This is a genomic window from Pseudoxanthomonas japonensis (genome assembly GCF_010093445.1).
In the GTDB taxonomy this organism is placed as follows: Bacteria; Pseudomonadota; Gammaproteobacteria; order Xanthomonadales; family Xanthomonadaceae; genus Pseudoxanthomonas_A; species Pseudoxanthomonas_A japonensis.
Map to the genome: position 1 here is coordinate 327,991 of NZ_PDWW01000001.1, position 15,442 is coordinate 343,432.

The window sequence follows — 15,442 nt, forward strand, 5'->3', positions numbered from 1 at the left end:
CACCGGGCTGTGAGCGAGACCTTCGCCGCGATGGCGAAGGCATACCCCGGATCCCCGTTTCCCGGTTCCGAGATGTCCGCGCCCGCGGCCGTCCTCCACTTTTTTCGGGAATCTCGATGGAAACGATTGGCAACCCCTGGTTGTGGGCCGGCTTCGGCGGCCTGGTGGTGATCGCGCTGCTGGTGGACCTGGTGCTGATGCGCCACGGCGGGCCGCACAAGGTCACGTTCAAGGAAGCGGCGTGGTGGAGCCTGGGCTGGGTGGCCCTGGCCATGGTCTTCAACGGCGCGCTGTGGTGGTACGTCAACGAGACGGCCGGCCTGGTCGAGGCCAACCGCGTGGGCCTGGAGTTCCTGACCGGCTATCTGGTCGAGAAGGCGCTGGCGGTCGACAACATCTTCGTGTTCCTGATGGTGATGACCTACTTCGCCGTGCCGGAGGAACAGCGCCAGCGCGTGCTGGTGATCGGCATCCTGGGCGCGATCGTCCTGCGCAGCATCCTGATCTTCGCCGGCGCGGCGCTGTTGCAGCACTTCCACTGGCTGCTCTATCTCTTCGGCGCGTTCCTGCTGCTGACCGGCATCAAGATGTGGTTCGCCGCCGGCAAGGAGCCGGATCTGGAAAAGAATCCGGCGCTGCGCTGGATGCGCGGGCACCTGAAGCTCACCGATGGTTACCGCGGCGACAAGCTGAGCGTCCGCGAGAACGGTACGCGCTGGTTCACCCCGCTGTTCGTGGTGCTGGTGCTGATCGGCGTGACCGACGTGATCTTCGCGGTGGACAGCATCCCGGCGATCTTCGCGATCACCTCGGACCCGTTCATCGTGCTGACCTCGAACGTGTTCGCGGTGCTGGGCCTGCGCGCGATGTTCTTCCTGCTGGCCGGCATGGCCGACCGCTTCCACCTGCTGCCGTACGGCCTGGCGGTGGTGCTGGGCTTCATCGGCATCAAGATGCTGCTGATCGACGTGTACAAGATTCCGGTGCCGTGGGCGCTGGGCACGGTGGCGGCGATCCTGGCGGTGACGGTGGCGCTGAGCCTGGCGCGGCCGCAGAAGACCGAACCGGCGGCCTGACGTGGCAACGGCAGACCATCCCGCCCGCGGGATGGTCTGTCCATCGGAGCCCGGCCTTGCAATCGCCGGGCGCGCCGCCAGAACTGGACCATGGACCTGCATCCCGACGATCCGGCGTTCGACCCGGAATCCCAGCAGCGCTACGACCGCAAGCGCCTGCTGCGCGCGCTCAACCTGAGCCTGGCGTTCGTGTTGCTGCTCGCCATCGTGTATTCGGCGCAGAACAGCTTCGACGTGCGCGCCTTCACCATCTCGCCGCTGTCGGCCGAAGGCCTGGTCGGCATTCTGACCGCACCGCTGCTGCACGGTTCGCTGGAGCACATCGCCGCGAATGCGTCGGCGCTGTTGATCCTCGGCACCCTGGCCGGCGCGGTTTACCCGCGCGCGACGTTGTGGGCGATTCCGCTGGTGTGGCTGGGTTCCGGACTGGGGCCGTGGCTGCTGGCCGATCCTGGCACGCATACGCTCGGCGCCAGCGGACTGACGCACGGCCTGATGTTCATGATCTTCATGCTGGGCCTGCTGCGCCGCGACCGTGCGGCGATCGCGGCCGGCATGATCGCGTTCCTGTTCTACGGCGGCATGGTGCTGACCATCCTGCCGCGCGAAGCCGGCGTGTCGTGGCAGGCGCACCTGGGTGGCGCGGTCGCGGGATTGATCGCCGCCCTCCTGTTCCGTCGCCTCGATCCCGAACTGCCACGCAAGAAGTACAGCTGGGAGATCGAGGAAGAGGAAGCCGCCGCGCGTGGCGACGACGAGCTCGAACTGCCTGCGCCGCGCGAAGTCCCGCTGTTGTGGGTGCGGCCGGAGCAACCGGAAGAGGAGCAGCGCGGCGTGGTGCTGCACTTCACCCGTCGCCCGCCGGAAGAAGGTCCGCCACGCAAGACGGAGTGAGCGCGCGGCTATAGTGGCGGCCCCGCCCGCGTGGCGACGACCGTGGAGTGTCCGTGCACCGCTTCGCCACCTGCCTGCTGTCGCTGTTCGCGCTGCTGCCTTTCCTCGGCCATGCCGGGACGCCGGCGCATCGCCCCATCGTGATCGGCTACGTGATGGATGGCGCGACCCTGCCACCCATCGACGCGCGCAAGCTGGACGCGATCAACTTCGCCTTCGCGCACGTCGATGACGCCCACGGCATCGTCCTGCGCGGCGACACGGCGACGGCCGCACTCGCCGGCCTCAATGCGCTGAAGTCCGAGCATCCGGACTTGAAGCTGCTGCTGTCGATCGGTGGCTGGGGATCGGGCCACTTCTCCGAAGCGGCGGCCAACGATGCTGCGCGTGCGACGTTCGCAGAGAGCGCGGCGCGGTTGGTGACGCAGCACCGGCTGGACGGCATCGACATCGACTGGGAGTACCCCACCCTGCCCGGCCCCGGCATCAGCCACAGCCCGGCCGACCGCGACAACTTCACCCGCATGCTGCAGGCCGTGCGCGATCGCCTCGACACGCTCGGCAAGGCCGATGGACGCCACTACCTGCTGACGATCGCGGCCGCGGATGGCGAGGCGGCGCGCGGACTCGACCTGCCGCGCATCGTGCCGCTGCTGGACTGGATCAACCTGATGACCTACGACTTCTTCGGCAGCCTCACGCCAACCACGGGTCATCATGCGGCGCTGGGAAAATCCGCATCGGCACCGGCGGATGCGCGCACGACGGTGGCCGCCGTGGACGAATTCCTCGCCGCGAGCGTGCCGCCGGCGAAGCTGAACGTCGGCGCCGCGTTCTACGGGCGCAAGTTCGTGCGCGTGCAGCGCGCGAACCAGGGCCTGCACCAGGCCTATGGCGAACACGCGGCCTTCCTGTCGTGGCGCGTGCTGCAGACGGATTACATCGGCCGCAACGGCTACGTGCGGCATTGGGATGCAGACGCGCAGGCGGCATGGCTGTGGAACGAGGCCGAGGCGAGTTTCGTCACCTACGAGGATCCACAGGCGTTGCGCGCGAAGGCAGCCTACGTGCGCGAGCGTGGCCTGGGCGGCGTGATGTACTGGGAACACCGGCAGGACGATGGCACCCTGCTCGACGCAGTGCGCGAAGGGCTATACCCGTAGCGTGCGCCATGCGCACGACCGCGATGCTGTCTGGGGACCATGAAGTCGTGCGCATGGCGCACGCTACAAACAACACGGGCGCCTTGGGGCGCCCGTGTCGATCACGCATCCGTGCGGATCAGAACTTCGCGCTGAACTCCACGCCGACCGTGCGCGGCTCGTTGATGAAGCCGGTCAGGTTGTTGAAGTCGATACCGCCCACGATGCGGCGCTGGTCGGTGATGTTGCGGCCGAACAGGGCGACCTCGTAGTCGCCGTAACCCCAGCCGTAACCGATGCGCAGGCCACCTTCCAGCGATGACTTGCCGGTGAATTCGATGGAGTCGTACAGGAAGAAGTTCACCTCGCTGCGGTACGCCCAATCGGTATACACATACAGTTCGCTGCCTTCGCCCATGCCGATGCTGTAGCGCGCGGTGAGGTTGTGCACCCACTTTGGTGCCTGCGGCAAACGGTTTCCGCCGATGTAGTAACGGCCCGTCGGATCGCCGTCCTCGTCCAGCACCTCTTCGTCGGTGACGGTGCAGGCGGCGCAGACGGCGACGTTGAGGTCGTCGTCCTTGATCTCGGTGTCGTTGTAGCTGCTGCCCAGCGTGACCAGCAGGTTGTCCAGCACGTAAGCCTGGAAATCCAGCTCGAAGCCCTTGCCGACCGACTTGTCGGCATTGACCAGGATGTTGGCATTGGCCGCACCACCCACCGCCGTCAGCTGCTGATCCTTAACGCGGTAGTAGAAGACGCCCGCGCTCATGCGCGCACGCTTGTCCCAGAAGTCGGCCTTCACGCCCGTCTCGAACGAGGTGACGGTTTCCGGACCGGCGACGGACTTGCCGTTGAACGCACCTGCCGCCTGGATGCTGCTGCCGCGGAAGCCGGTGGCTGCGCGTGCGTACAGATTGACGTCGTCGTTGACGGCATAGGTCGCCGACAGGTCCCAGTTGAATTTCTTGTCTTCCGGCGATGCGGACAGGTCGCCATCCGGTTCCTGCGCCGCCAGCTGCGCCAGCGTGCATTTGCCGGCCAGCACGCAGGCGGCGAAACCGGTGTTCCAGTAATCCTCGACCGTCAGCTTCTTCTCGTCGACGGTGTAACGCAGGCCGGCGCGCAGCTCCAGCTTGTCGGTCGCCTGCCACGTCGCTGCGCCGAACACGGCCCATGCATCGTTGGTCTGGCGGATGCGCTGATAGCCGTCCTGCGCGCTGTTGTTGAGCGAGTCGTAGCTGAAGCTTTCGACACGGTAGTCCTCCTTGAAGTAGAAGAGACCCGCCTGCCAGTTCCACGGTCCGGCGTACTCGGACTCGATGCGGAATTCCTGCGTCCACTGCGAATGATCGGGAATGCCGTCGGCGGTTTCGGACGCGAACGGGATCACGCCGGGGCCGGAATCCGGCAGGAACACCGCGCCATAGCCGCCATCGATATCGCCGCGGTTGATCGTCTCGACGCTTTCGTAGCCGGTGATCGAGTACAGCTTGTAGTCGCCGACCTCCCAGTTGAGTCGCGCACTGGCGCCCTGCGATTCAAGCTCGGAATAGTTCAGGCCGTCCTGCGACACCTTGTCCTTGTCGAAGCCGGGGACGAAGTTGTTGGTGCCGGGATCGATGATGTTGGCGCGGAACAGGCGGGCGGTGCCATTGAGCTTGCGCGCGTGCGCATTGAGCAGCGCTTCGAAGCCATCGCCTTCGTACAGGAACTGCACGCGGCCCGCGGATTCGTCATAGCCCTCGAAACCATCGTTCGGACCGGGATAGGTGTTGGTCACCCAATCGTCGCGGCGCTGGTACAGCACCGAGGCACGCGCCGACCAGTTCGGACTCAGCGCACCGCCGACTGCACCCTCGACGTTCCACATGTTGTCGCTGCCCACGCCGACCTTGCCGTAGCCGCTGGTTTCCTGCGACGGTTTGGCCGATTCGAACTTCACCACGCCGGCCGGCGTGTTGCGGCCGAACAGCGAACCCTGCGGACCGCGCAGCACTTCGACCTGCTCCAGGTCGAACAGCGGGAAGCCCTTCAGGATCGGGTTTTCCTGCACCACGTCGTCGTACACCAGCGAGACCGGTTGCGAGGTGTTGAGGCGGAAGTCGGTGTTGCCGTAGCCGCGGATGTAGAAGCGCGGGAAGGCGCGGCCGAACGACGACTCGACGTTGAGGCTGGGGACACGACCCGACAGGAAGCGGATGTCCGTGCCGCCGGAGGTCAGCACGCCCAGCTGCTCACCGTTGATCGTGCTGATGGAGACCGGCACGTCCTGGATGTTCTCGACTTTGCGCTGCGCGGTGACCCGCACGGTGTCGAGCGTGGCGGCTTCCTTGTCTGCCGGCGTGGTGGCGTCCTGAGCGAAGGCGGTGCCGAACGGCAGCAGGGCGGCGATGGCAAAGGCGAGGCGATGCGGCCGGACGGCGGCCGGGCGGACTGGGGACATGGTGGTGGCTTTCCGAGTGGGTGGGGTTCGGGGCGCCTGGCGGCGCTAGCACGCGAATGTTGCATTACAGCAACAAGGCGGGCAATGGCCGGAAGTCCCGCTTCGGCCACCCTGCCGAGGCTTCCCGACCTGCGGCAGGCCGTGCCATGGCCGGCGCCCGCCCTCGGTCGTCGTCGCGCGCCGCCGCCCCGGCTGCACGTTGTCCGGCGGGACCACCGCTAGGCCAGCGCAGGCGTCCCCGCCTTCACCCGGCGTGCGATCAGGTGGTCCAGGCTGGCCCGGCCCGGTCCGGCCACCAGCAGCCACACGAACACCGCCACGTACAGCACTTCGTCCAGCTCGACGAACTCGTCCAGCGTGGATACGCCCGGCAGGACGACCACCGCCAGCGCCACCAGCATGTTGAAGATCATCGGCAGCATGGTCAGGCGGGTCGCCAGGCCCAGCATCATCAGCACGCCTCCGATGAATTCGGTACCTGCGCACACTGCGGCGCTGAGGGCCGGCCAGGGGATGCCCCACTCGATGAAGCGCTCGGTGAAGAACGCCAGGTTGTGCAGCTTGGCCCAGCCTGTTTCCAGCCAGAAGTAGCCGAACACCAGCCGCAGCAGCAGCGGGCCGATCCACGCGTGGTCATCGAGGAACGTCAGCATGCGGGCTAAAAGGGGGGTCGTTTGCATGGAAAGTCTCCAGAGGGTCAGGGGATCCGCAGGCCTGTCAGCAGGCCGTCGGTCAGCCACCGCTTGAGCAGCCCGGCCGCACGCAGCGCGGGCGTCGGGCCCGGCAGGCGCGTGCACCAGTCGGCGAAGGGCACGCCACGGGCGACGGCGGCCAGCGCCGCGGCTTCGTCGCGCGGCAGGCGGCGCCAATGCACGTCGAAGGCGTGCCGCCACAACAGCCAGGTCGCGAGGGGCTGGCGACGCAACGCGGGCAGCACGGCCCCACCGGCATGTACCTCGAGCAGCGCGGCCGCATTGCTGCGCAGGTGCACGCGTCGCACGGCCGGATGAACGGAAAAACGCAACGCCGGCCAGGCATCGGCGGGCAGCGTGGCCATCGCGCCGATGTCGGCGGTGTCCGCCTCGGCGGCGTCGAACACCTCCCCCTGCGCCCATTCCAGCCGCGCCAGGTCGGCCAGCGCGGGGGCTTCCGGCGTGCGGGTCGCCAGCCAGCGCGCGAAGCCGGTGCCGACGTGCCGCACGGACGGATACCGCGAGGGATGCGCGTGCAGATACGCCTCCGCCAGGGCATCGAAGCGGTCCTGCCCCAGCGACGCGCGCAGGACGGGGTAGTCGTGGCGCAGAACGTCCACCAGACGCCACCGGTAACCGTCGGCGTAGAGGTCCAGGCGTATCGCGCGTTCGCCGTCGCACGCGGCGACGATGTCGGGCGCGGTACCGGCATGGCGATGCAGCAGCCAGGCCGCGAACGCACGCTGGGTGCCCGCAAGCGGCATCGTGGCCGTCATGCCGCGCGCTCCATCGGGACCGCCAGTGTCTCGGTCGCGAGCCGGCGGGCGATGTCCAGTTCCGCCAGCAGATCGGCCAACGGGGGAATGTGATCGTCGCGCTCGATCATCGCCGGCACCTCGCCGAACCGCCGCACCGCCTCGGCATACAGCGACCACACGCCGTCCGGCACCGGCGCGTCGTGCGTGTCGATCAGCAGGCCGCTGCCCCGCGCATCCTCGCTGTGCCCGGCGAGATGGATCTGCCGTACCGCGCCGCGTGGCAGGCGATCCAGGAACGCGACCGCATCGAAGCCATGGTTGTGGGCGTTGACGAAGACGTTGTTGACGTCGAGCAGCAGCCCGCAACCGCTTTCGGTGGCGATGGCGGACAGGAACTGCGCCTCGTCCAGCGTGTCGTCGGCGAAGCGCAGGTAGCTGGACACGTTCTCCAGCACCAGCGGCAGGCCCAGCGCGTCCTGCACCTGGCGCACGCGCCGGGCGACGTGGCGCACCGTGTCCTCGTTCTGCGGGAGCGGAAGCAGGTCGTGGAACTGGACGCCGGCATGGCGCGTCCAGCACAGGTGGTCGGATACGATCCGCGGCCGCACGCGCCGGGCCAGCCGGCCCAGCGCGCGCAGGTAGTCGCGGTCCAGCGGATCGCTGCCACCGATGTTGAGCGACACCCCGTGCAGGGCCACCGGCCAGCGCTCGGCCATCCGGTCGAGCATCCACAGCGGCCGGCCGCCTTCGACCAGGTAGTTCTCGCTGAGGATCTCCAGCCAGTCCACGCGGGCCTCGCCGGCCAGCAGCGCGTCGTAGTGCTGCGGGCGCAGGCCCAGGCCGAAGCCGTGCAGGGCGGTGGTCATGACGGCGTATCCGCGGCGACGGTCAGCTGTTGGCCTTCTTCGGCTCGGCAGCCTTTTTCGACGGCCTGGGCGCCTCGAATTTGCCACCGGCGGTCTTGCAGGCCTCGGCGGTGGACTCGGTGAAGCCATGGCCCTTGCACGCGTTCTGGCCCTTGCACGCATTCGACGCGCTCTTGCAGGCGCCCTGGCCCTTGCAGGCGTTGGTGCCGACGCAATGGCCGACCTTGGCGGAACCGCTTTCGGCGGCCTGCGCCATCGGTGCGCCGAGGAACAGGGCGGCGGCCGCGACCGCAATGGAAAGGCCGGAGAGCTTCAGGGTGTTCATGGGAAATCCTCGTTGGGTTGGGAAGGACGTCCCGGCGGCGATCGCGGAACGCCCTGCCATTCCAGCCGCATCCCGGAAGCACGACCATTCCCGCGCGTTCCCGCGATATGTCCCATCGTCCGGTCGCCCCGCGGTCCGGACGTGCGCGCATGAACCGCCGGACGCGCGGTCATGGCCCGCGCGGTGGGCGTGGCCTACGATGCCGGCATGGAAACGCCTCCACTCTCCGCGCTCGCCCTGATCGAGGACGATGACCGCGATGCCGTGCTGGAAACCGTGCTGGGCGCCTACCGCATGCGGGTGGAGATCACGGCCGACGTGCGTTACTGCGGCACCTGGTACGACAGCGAACCGGCCACGCACCACGGCCAGTTCCATCTGGTCACGCAGGGATGTTGCTGGATCAGCGGGGAGGCGCTGGAGACGCCGGTGCTGCTGGAACGCGGCGACCTGATCGTGTTCCCGGCGGGCATACGCCACATCCTGTCGTCGTCGCCGGACCCGCACCTGCCCGACGCACCCGATGCGGGCGACACCAGCATGCTGTGCGGCGAACTGGAGTTCATCACCGGCTCGCACAACCCGATCTTCGCCGCGCTGCCCCGCTGGTTCGTGGTCCGCGCGCAGGACAGCAGCGCCGGCTTCCGCCAGCTGGCCCAGATGCTGGCCGACACCAGCCGCGAACGCCGCTGGGGCCGCCAGCTGGTGCAGAACAAGCTGGCGGACTCGCTGTTCACGATGGCGGTCTGCGAGTACGTGCGCCAGGCGGAACAGCCACGCGGCCTGCTGGCCGCGCTGACCGATGTGCGCCTGTCGCGCGCGCTGTCCGCCATCCACGCGCGCCCCGGCCAGGACTGGACCATCCAGTCGATGGCGCAGGAGGCCGGCATGTCCCGTACCGCGTTCGCCGAACTCTTCACCACGACCGTCGGCACGCCGCCGATCCAGTACCTGGCGCACTGGCGCGCGACCGAGGCCAGGCGGCTGCTCAAGAACCGGCGCTTTTCCGTGGCGGCCATCGCCGACATGCTGGGCTACAGCAGCGAGGCGGCATTCCGCCGCTTCTTCAAGCGCGTCGAAGGGGTGGGCCCCGGCAGCGCCCGCCGCCGGCCGGGCGGTACGTCGTAGCGGCGCCCCGCGTTGGCCGGGGTTGCGGCAAGGGGCGCTATCCTGCGCGCCGGTTCCCCAGCCTCCTGCCCATGCGCCCTGCCCTTCGCCTGCTCCCTGCCCTGCTGCTCGGTCCGCTGCTGCTCGCCGCCTGCGGCAGCGACAACGTCAAGCCGACGCCTCCGCCCGTGCCGGTCGCCACCGTGCCGCCGGCGCCAAAGCTCAAGGTCGGCATCGCGCTCGGCGGCGGCGCGGCGAAAGGCTTCGCGCACATCGGCGTGATCAAGATGCTGGAAGCCAACGGTATCGAGCCGGTGGTGGTCTCCGGCACCAGCGCCGGCAGCGTGGTCGGCGCGCTGTACGCCAGTGGCATGGATCCGTTCCAGATGCAGAAGCAGGCGTTCTCGCTGGATGAAGCCAGCATCCGCGACGTGCGCCTGTTTTCCGGCGGCCTGGTGCAGGGCCAGAAGCTGCAGGACTACGTCAACGACCTGGTCGGCAAGCGCACCATCCAGCAGTTGAAGAAGCCGTTCGCCGCCGTGTCCACGCAGCTGGAGAACGGCGAGCGCACGGTGTTCGTGCGCGGCAACACCGGCCAGGCCGTGCGCGCGTCCAGCAGCATCCCCGGCGTGTTCGAACCGGTGGTGATCGGCAAGGCCAGCTACGTGGACGGCGGCGTGGTCAGTCCGGTTCCGGTGGACGCGGCACGCCAGCTGGGCGCGGACTTCGTCATCGCGGTGGACATCTCCACCAAGGCGCCCGGCACCAAGCCCGGCAGCATGCTGGGCATCGTCAACCAGTCCATCGGCATCATGGGCCAGCGCCTGGGCGAACAGGAGCTGGCGCGCGCCGACATCGTCATCCGCCCGAAGGTCAACGACATCGGCCCGGCCGATTTCGAGCAGAAGAACAACGCCATCCTCGAAGGCGAACGCGCCGCGCTGGCGGCGATGCCGCAGATCAAGGCCAAGCTCGCCGAGCTGCAGCGCACGCGTACCGCCGCGCACGCGGCCAAGCACGCGCCGCCGAAGCCCGACCCGCGCTGCCTGGAAGAACCCTCGCGGCTGGGCAAGCTGTTCGGCCGCGACGTCAAGTGCGATGCCAGCGGCCAGCCGGTGAAGCCGTAGAGCGGAGCTTGCTCCGCTGTCTTTCGCCTCAATGCCCGTGCAACGAATGCCGTGCGGCGCCGGGCAAGCCCGGGTCTACTCCGTCACCCGCCGCAGGTTATCCCGCGCCCGCGCCTCCAGCGCGGCGTGGAAATGCGGCGTGCTGTAGATCGCCGGACGATCCATGAAGCCGAGCAGGATCTCCTTCCGTTTACGACGGAACAGGAACCCTGGCACGTAGCCGTATTCACGACGGATCTGCTGTTCGTACTCGTCGAAGCGCGTGCGCTCCGCCCCGAGGATCGACAGATCGATGTCGACCAGCAACTGCGCATCCCTGCCCTGCGGCACTGCCGTGTGGCGTGTCGCCATCACCAGATCATGCACGTGCTGCGCGGATCCACGCGGGACACCGGCTAGATGCAGCGCATCGCGCGCCCAGTCCGCGCTGCGCTGTTCGTTGTCATGGCCCTTGACGTCGTAGATGGCGTCGTGGAACCACAGCGCCATCTCGACGGCGTGTGGATGTTCGGACAACGCCTGCGCTTCATCAAAGGCTGCGAGGCATTCGTCGAGGTGCTGCAGCGTGTGATAGTGGCGCTGCGGTTCGGCGTAGGCCGCCTTCAACTGTGCGAACAGCGCACCGCCCTCGCCCGCCGCGCCGATGCCGGTCCATGCGCGTTGCCAGGAGTGGGAGAACAGGTCCATGCGGCAGTCTAGATCGAACGCGTCGGTTCGAGGGGATCGTGGGAGCGACGTCAGTCGCGATGATGTGCCGCGTGTCCGTCATCGCGACTGACGTCGCTCCCACACCGATGTCCGTGCGATCACCGCGGCGACGGCAACCCATGCCCGCCCACCGGCACCGTCTCGACATGGCTGTCGAAGCCGGCGATCAGCGAGCGCGCCTTGGCGATGGCCTGCTGCACGGCCGGCAGCGACAGCGAGGCCTTGTGGCTGCCCGCATCGGTCCAGACTTCGGTGATCCAGATCGCGTCCGCGTCGGCGGGATCCTGTGCGATGACGTAACTCAGGCAACCGGGCATGGCGTCGGTGCCGTCGAGCAGGATCGCAAGCAGCGCATCGCGCTGGCCCGGCGTGGCGCGCATCTTGCCGATCAGTCCGTACATGGCAGTTACTCCGAAAGGGGCGAGCGCGTTGTAGCACGCGACGCGGACAGGCGATGTCCCCGTCAGGCCTTCGGCAATGGCAGGCCCGCATCGGTCTTCACCGCACGCAGCACGAAGCTGGAGTTCACGTCGGCCACGCCGCTGGCGTTGAGCAGGTTGTCGAGCAGGAAGCGCGAGAAGTGCTCGAGATCCTGCACGACCACGTGCAGCAGGTAGTCCATGTCGCCGGTCAACGCGTAGCAGGCCACCACTTCGTCCCAGGCGCGCACGCCATCACCGAACAGCTGGACGCTGGCCGGGTCGTGCTTTTCCAGCTGCACGCGGACGAAGGCCTGCAGGCCCATACCGATCGCCTTGGGGTCGACGCGGGCCGCGTAGCCGGCAATCACCCCGGTCGCCTCCAGCCGCTGGATGCGGCGCAGGCAGGCCGAGGGCGACAGGTTCACCTGGGCGGCGATGTCGGCGTTGGTGGCACGGCCGTCGCGCTGCAGCAGGGCCAGCAGGCGCAGGTCGGTGCGGTCGAGGGCGGGCGATCCGGTCATTCGGTGCACAGGATAGCCTGTTCATGCACGATCATTGCGCCATCGGTCGGCACAGGCGCAATTTTGCAAGCCTGTTGCGCGGGTCTGCGGCTAGCATCGTTCCTTCACCAGTCCGTCCGGGAAACACCATGAACGAGCCGCGCCGCGTCGAGCACCAGCAGACCGACAAGGGCTACGTGCCGGTCTATACGACCGCCCTGGTGGACCAGCCCGCCGACTACCCGGCCGACGACCACGCCACCTGGGGCACGCTGTACGAGCGCCAGCGCGCCCTGCTGGTCGGCCGCGCCTGCGACGAGTTCCTGCAAGCGCAGGACGCCATGGGCATGAGTCCGGACCGCATTCCCCGCTTCGACGAGCTCAACGAGGTGCTGCGCGCGACCACCGGCTGGACGCTGGTCGGCGTGGAAGGCCTGCTGCCGGAGCTGGAGTTCTTCGACCATCTGGCCAATCGCCGCTTCCCGGTGACCTGGTGGATCCGCCGCCCGGACCAGATCGACTACATCGCCGAACCCGACCTGTTCCACGACCTGTTCGGCCACGTGCCGCTGCTGATGAACCCCGTGTTCGCCGACTACATGGAGGCGTACGGCAAGGGCGGCGTGAAGGCGCACGGCATCGGCACCGACGCGCTGCAGCACCTGACCCGCCTGTACTGGTACACGGTGGAGTTCGGCCTGATCGACACGCCCGACGGCCTGCGCATCTACGGCGCCGGCATTGTGTCGTCGAAGGGCGAGTCGCTGTACTCGCTGGAATCGGACGCGCCCAACCGCATCGGCTTCGACCTGGAGCGGATCATGCGCACGCGCTACCGCATCGACACGTTCCAGAAGACCTATTTCGTCATCGACAGCTTCGAGCAGCTGATGAACGCGACCGCGCCGGACTTCACGCCGATCTATGCGCGGCTGGAAAAGCAGGGCGCGATCCCCGCCGGCGATGTGCGCGATGGCGACGAGGTCTACACCCGCGGCACCGGCGAAGGCTGGGCCGAGGGCGGCGACGTCTGACGAGCAACCGTAGAGCGGAGCTTGCTCCGCTGCCTTGGATCGTGAAATGGCGCCTGTTCGACGCCTTTCGGTATCCACGATCATGGCGGTCGCCCGGAGAGCAGCCGAGCAAGCTCGGCTCTACAATCCGCGTTCCCTTCATCGCGCATGCTCCGATGCCCAGACTGCTGTCGCTGCTCGCCCTGCTGGCACTCCCGCTGCTCTCCTCTCCGGCCTTCGCCCGCAACTGCGCGGTGTCGATCGAGGCGACGGACATGATGACCTTCAACCTGAAGACCATCCGCGTGCCCGCCGACTGCGCGCAGCTGCGGGTGGTGCTGAAGCATGTCGGCCGCATGCCGGCGCAGGCGATGGGGCACAACTGGGTGCTGACGGAAACGCGTCACCACCGCGAGGTCGGTCTGGCCGGCGGGCGCATGACGCTGGCCGATGCCTACGTACCGCGCAACGACGCACGGGTGATCGCGCATACGCCGGTGATCGGCGGCGGACAGGCGACCGAGGTGGTGTTCCCGACATCGCGCCTGCGCAAGGACGGCGACTACACCTTCTTCTGCTCGTTCCCCGGCCACTGGAACATGATGAAAGGGCGCCTCGTCTTCGAGTGAGCCGAGAGCCTTGCTCGCGGGACTCTCCTGGCGGGCCGCCGTTGGTATGATGCGCGCCGATTCTGTGACGGAGCTCTCGTGATGGCCTCTGCCGAAGCACTGTGGCGATGGCTGCGCCAGTGGCGACGCGAAAACCTGCAGGTCGACCGGGTCGCCGTACTGCGGCATGTGGACGACGCCGGGCAACTCGGCCCGCGCTATGCGTTCATGACGGTGATGGCCTGTGGCATCGCCACGCTGGGCCTGCTGCAGAACTCGGTGGCCGTCATCATCGGCGCGATGCTGATTTCCCCGTTGATGGGACCCATCGTCGAACTGGGCATGTCGCTGGCCACGTTCGATTTCCGCAGCCTGCGCGAGTCGCTGAAGACGCTGGCGGTGGGAACCGCGGTTGCCCTGACCACGGCGACCGCGATCGTGCTGGTCTCCCCGCTGCAGGAAGCGACGCCGGAAATCCTGGCGCGCACCGAGCCGACCCTGTTCGACCTGCTCGTCGCAGTGTTTTCCGGACTGGCCGGCGCCTACGCCACCATCACCCGCAAGGGCGAAACCATCGTCGGCGTCGCCATCGCGACGGCGCTGATGCCGCCGCTGGCCGTGGTGGGTTTCGGTATCGCCACCCTCAACGCCAGCATCGCCGGCGGCGCCTTGTTCCTGTTCATGACCAACCTGCTGGCGATCGCGCTGTCGGTCACCATCATGGCGCGCTGGTACAACTTCGGTGGGGCCGATTCGCCCAAGCAGACCGCATGGCAGGCCACCATGATCGTGGGAACGTTCCTGCTGCTGTCGATCCCGCTGGGACTGGCCCTGCGCGACATCGCGGCGCGCGGCGTCGCCGACCGAACCATCCGCAACGCCATGGACGAAGCCGCCCGCGACCACGGCGGACAGCTCACCACGTTGCGCGTGGAACGCAACGATGACGTGCTCCGCGTCGACGCGGTGATGCTCCTGCCGCAGCACCTGCCGCAGCTGGACCGGCAACTCGAGCGCAAGCTCGAATCCGTACTCGCCAAGCCGGTCGAGGTTTCCCTGCGCGAACTGCTGACCGCAGACGAGACGGCGCTGGCGAACGAGCAGGCATCGCTCGCCCAGCTCCGGGAAAGCGTGATGCGCCTGCAGAGCGTGGCCGAGCGCGATGCGGCCCAGCGCAGTGCCGGCACGCGAGCAAGCGAAGCCATGCATCAGCGCGTACTGGCGCATTTCGGGCAACTCGAGATTCTGGAAGGCGGGCAACGGGCGCGCTGGCAGCTCAACGGGACGGCAGGACTCGATATCGTCGAGGCTCGCCGCCTGGAACAGGCGCTGGCGACCGACGACACCGGCGCCCTGCAGGTGCAGGTGGTGCCGGCACTGCAGGCACTGCCGCCGGTGGCCTTCGGCGACGACCAGTCGGCGCTGGATGCGGCGGGTACCGCACAGGTGGATGCGATCGCGTGGGCATTGCGGCGCTGGGGCGTGAACCGGGTATCCGTCGACGGATACGCCGGCAACGATGCAGCGCTTGCGCTCGCGCGCGCCGAAAGCGTCGCCGCCGCGCTCGACGGCCAGGGGATCCGCGAAGCCACGGCGCGGGCGGTGCCCGGCGCCGATGCACGAGGCGCCGCCGTCGCCGAGGGCGTGACGGTGCTGCGCGAAGCACGCATCCGGCTCGAGTCGCCGTAGCCGCGCCTCTTGCGAGCCATGTGCATCATGGCAGGGCGCGCATGTTGACGAAGACCGTCAACCGGTCGG

16 protein-coding genes are annotated in these 15,442 nt (G+C 68.1%); 8 read left to right on the forward strand and 8 right to left on the reverse strand.

Annotated features, from left to right (window positions below; genetic code table 11):
• Nucleotides 1–116 precede the first annotated feature (116 nt).
• The 3 genes from CSC78_RS01430 to CSC78_RS01440 all read left to right on the forward strand — a co-directional run bounded on the left by CSC78_RS01430 (nt 117) and on the right by CSC78_RS01440 (nt 3,133).
• Nucleotides 117–1,076: a TerC family protein gene (locus CSC78_RS01430; RefSeq protein WP_162336122.1), complete on the forward strand. Its 960-nt coding sequence runs from the start codon at nt 117–119 to the stop codon at nt 1,074–1,076.
• A 90-nt stretch (nt 1,077–1,166) separates the two neighbouring features.
• The gene (locus tag CSC78_RS01435; RefSeq protein WP_162336123.1) at nt 1,167–1,970 is read left to right on the forward strand and encodes a rhomboid family intramembrane serine protease; all 804 of its coding nucleotides are present in this window, start codon (nt 1,167–1,169) and stop codon (nt 1,968–1,970) included.
• A 47-nt stretch (nt 1,971–2,017) separates the two neighbouring features.
• The gene (locus tag CSC78_RS01440; RefSeq protein ID WP_162336124.1) at nt 2,018–3,133 is read left to right on the forward strand and encodes a glycoside hydrolase family 18 protein; all 1,116 of its coding nucleotides are present in this window, start codon (nt 2,018–2,020) and stop codon (nt 3,131–3,133) included.
• A gap of 118 nt (nt 3,134–3,251) precedes the next feature.
• On the opposite strand, the gene CSC78_RS01445 is transcribed toward CSC78_RS01440, so the two are convergent.
• From CSC78_RS01445 to bufA2, 5 genes are all read right to left on the reverse strand, one after another.
• Nucleotides 3,252–5,558, reverse strand: coding sequence for a TonB-dependent receptor (locus CSC78_RS01445; protein ID WP_162336125.1), 2,307 nt, complete (start codon nt 5,556–5,558; stop codon nt 3,252–3,254).
• 218 nt (nt 5,559–5,776) lie between these two features.
• Nucleotides 5,777–6,238 (reverse strand): DoxX family protein, encoded by a 462-nt coding sequence (locus CSC78_RS01450; protein WP_162336126.1) that lies wholly within the window; start codon nt 6,236–6,238, stop codon nt 5,777–5,779.
• 17 nt (nt 6,239–6,255) lie between these two features.
• Nucleotides 6,256–7,026, reverse strand: coding sequence for an HvfC/BufC family peptide modification chaperone (locus CSC78_RS01455; protein ID WP_162336127.1), 771 nt, complete (start codon nt 7,024–7,026; stop codon nt 6,256–6,258).
• The gene (bufB, locus tag CSC78_RS01460; protein WP_162336128.1) at nt 7,023–7,874 is read right to left on the reverse strand and encodes an MNIO family bufferin maturase; all 852 of its coding nucleotides are present in this window, start codon (nt 7,872–7,874) and stop codon (nt 7,023–7,025) included. Before bufB ends, CSC78_RS01455 begins: the two co-directional genes overlap by 4 nt.
• A 22-nt stretch (nt 7,875–7,896) precedes the next feature.
• Nucleotides 7,897–8,199 carry a BufA2 family periplasmic bufferin-type metallophore gene (gene bufA2, locus CSC78_RS01465; protein ID WP_162336129.1) on the reverse strand — a complete coding sequence of 101 codons (303 nt, stop codon included), beginning with the start codon at nt 8,197–8,199 and terminating at the stop codon, nt 7,897–7,899.
• Between the two features lie 171 nt (nt 8,200–8,370).
• Between bufA2 and CSC78_RS01470 the strand changes: the two genes are divergently transcribed.
• Together CSC78_RS01470 and CSC78_RS01475 are read left to right on the forward strand one after the other, a co-directional pair.
• Nucleotides 8,371–9,327, forward strand: coding sequence for an AraC family transcriptional regulator (locus CSC78_RS01470; RefSeq protein ID WP_162336130.1), 957 nt, complete (start codon nt 8,371–8,373; stop codon nt 9,325–9,327).
• A gap of 71 nt (nt 9,328–9,398) precedes the next feature.
• Entirely contained in the window at nt 9,399–10,433 is a 1,035-nt protein-coding gene (locus CSC78_RS01475) for a patatin-like phospholipase family protein (protein ID WP_162336131.1), read from the forward strand.
• A gap of 75 nt (nt 10,434–10,508) precedes the next feature.
• Here CSC78_RS01475 and CSC78_RS01480 read toward each other — a convergent pair whose 3' ends face one another.
• The 3 genes from CSC78_RS01480 to CSC78_RS01490 all read right to left on the reverse strand — a co-directional run bounded on the left by CSC78_RS01480 (nt 10,509) and on the right by CSC78_RS01490 (nt 12,084).
• Entirely contained in the window at nt 10,509–11,120 is a 612-nt protein-coding gene (locus tag CSC78_RS01480) for an HD domain-containing protein (RefSeq protein WP_162336132.1), read from the reverse strand.
• Between the two features lie 119 nt (nt 11,121–11,239).
• Complete coding sequence (locus tag CSC78_RS01485) at nt 11,240–11,542, reverse strand: putative quinol monooxygenase (RefSeq protein WP_162336133.1); 303 nt, start codon at nt 11,540–11,542, stop codon at nt 11,240–11,242.
• Between the two features lie 62 nt (nt 11,543–11,604).
• Entirely contained in the window at nt 11,605–12,084 is a 480-nt protein-coding gene (locus CSC78_RS01490) for an Lrp/AsnC family transcriptional regulator (RefSeq protein ID WP_162336134.1), read from the reverse strand.
• A gap of 128 nt (nt 12,085–12,212) precedes the next feature.
• Between CSC78_RS01490 and phhA the strand changes: the two genes are divergently transcribed.
• The 3 genes from phhA (at nt 12,213) to CSC78_RS01505 (ending at nt 15,373) form a co-directional block, all read left to right on the forward strand.
• On the forward strand, nt 12,213–13,097 hold the full coding sequence (gene phhA, locus CSC78_RS01495) for a phenylalanine 4-monooxygenase (protein WP_162336135.1): 885 nt from the start codon (nt 12,213–12,215) through the stop codon (nt 13,095–13,097).
• A 155-nt stretch (nt 13,098–13,252) separates the two neighbouring features.
• Complete coding sequence (gene azu / locus CSC78_RS01500) at nt 13,253–13,705, forward strand: azurin (protein WP_162336136.1); 453 nt, start codon at nt 13,253–13,255, stop codon at nt 13,703–13,705.
• A gap of 81 nt (nt 13,706–13,786) precedes the next feature.
• A complete protein-coding gene (locus tag CSC78_RS01505; protein ID WP_162336137.1) occupies nt 13,787–15,373 on the forward strand; it encodes a TIGR00341 family protein in 1,587 nt (528 codons plus the stop codon).
• The last annotated feature ends 69 nt before the right edge of the window (nt 15,374–15,442 follow it).

What these genes read in the sequence shown, in the direction of transcription:
- CSC78_RS01455 (WP_162336127.1), bottom strand. Translation starts at nt 7,026, where the DNA reads ATGACGGCCACGATGCCGCTTGCGGGCACCCAGCGTGCGTTCGCGGCC.
- CSC78_RS01475 (WP_162336131.1), top strand. Translation starts at nt 9,399, where the DNA reads ATGCGCCCTGCCCTTCGCCTGCTCCCTGCCCTGCTGCTCGGTCCGCTG.
- CSC78_RS01490 (WP_162336134.1), bottom strand. Translation starts at nt 12,084, where the DNA reads ATGACCGGATCGCCCGCCCTCGACCGCACCGACCTGCGCCTGCTGGCC.
- phhA (WP_162336135.1), top strand. Translation starts at nt 12,213, where the DNA reads ATGAACGAGCCGCGCCGCGTCGAGCACCAGCAGACCGACAAGGGCTAC.
- CSC78_RS01430 (WP_162336122.1), top strand. Translation starts at nt 117, where the DNA reads ATGGAAACGATTGGCAACCCCTGGTTGTGGGCCGGCTTCGGCGGCCTG.
- azu (WP_162336136.1), top strand. Translation starts at nt 13,253, where the DNA reads ATGCCCAGACTGCTGTCGCTGCTCGCCCTGCTGGCACTCCCGCTGCTC.
- CSC78_RS01480 (WP_162336132.1), bottom strand. Translation starts at nt 11,120, where the DNA reads ATGGACCTGTTCTCCCACTCCTGGCAACGCGCATGGACCGGCATCGGC.
- CSC78_RS01485 (WP_162336133.1), bottom strand. Translation starts at nt 11,542, where the DNA reads ATGTACGGACTGATCGGCAAGATGCGCGCCACGCCGGGCCAGCGCGAT.
- CSC78_RS01435 (WP_162336123.1), top strand. Translation starts at nt 1,167, where the DNA reads ATGGACCTGCATCCCGACGATCCGGCGTTCGACCCGGAATCCCAGCAG.
- CSC78_RS01450 (WP_162336126.1), bottom strand. Translation starts at nt 6,238, where the DNA reads ATGCAAACGACCCCCCTTTTAGCCCGCATGCTGACGTTCCTCGATGAC.
- CSC78_RS01470 (WP_162336130.1), top strand. Translation starts at nt 8,371, where the DNA reads ATGGCCCGCGCGGTGGGCGTGGCCTACGATGCCGGCATGGAAACGCCT.
- CSC78_RS01505 (WP_162336137.1), top strand. Translation starts at nt 13,787, where the DNA reads ATGGCCTCTGCCGAAGCACTGTGGCGATGGCTGCGCCAGTGGCGACGC.
- CSC78_RS01445 (WP_162336125.1), bottom strand. Translation starts at nt 5,558, where the DNA reads ATGTCCCCAGTCCGCCCGGCCGCCGTCCGGCCGCATCGCCTCGCCTTT.
- bufA2 (WP_162336129.1), bottom strand. Translation starts at nt 8,199, where the DNA reads ATGAACACCCTGAAGCTCTCCGGCCTTTCCATTGCGGTCGCGGCCGCC.
- bufB (WP_162336128.1), bottom strand. Translation starts at nt 7,874, where the DNA reads ATGACCACCGCCCTGCACGGCTTCGGCCTGGGCCTGCGCCCGCAGCAC.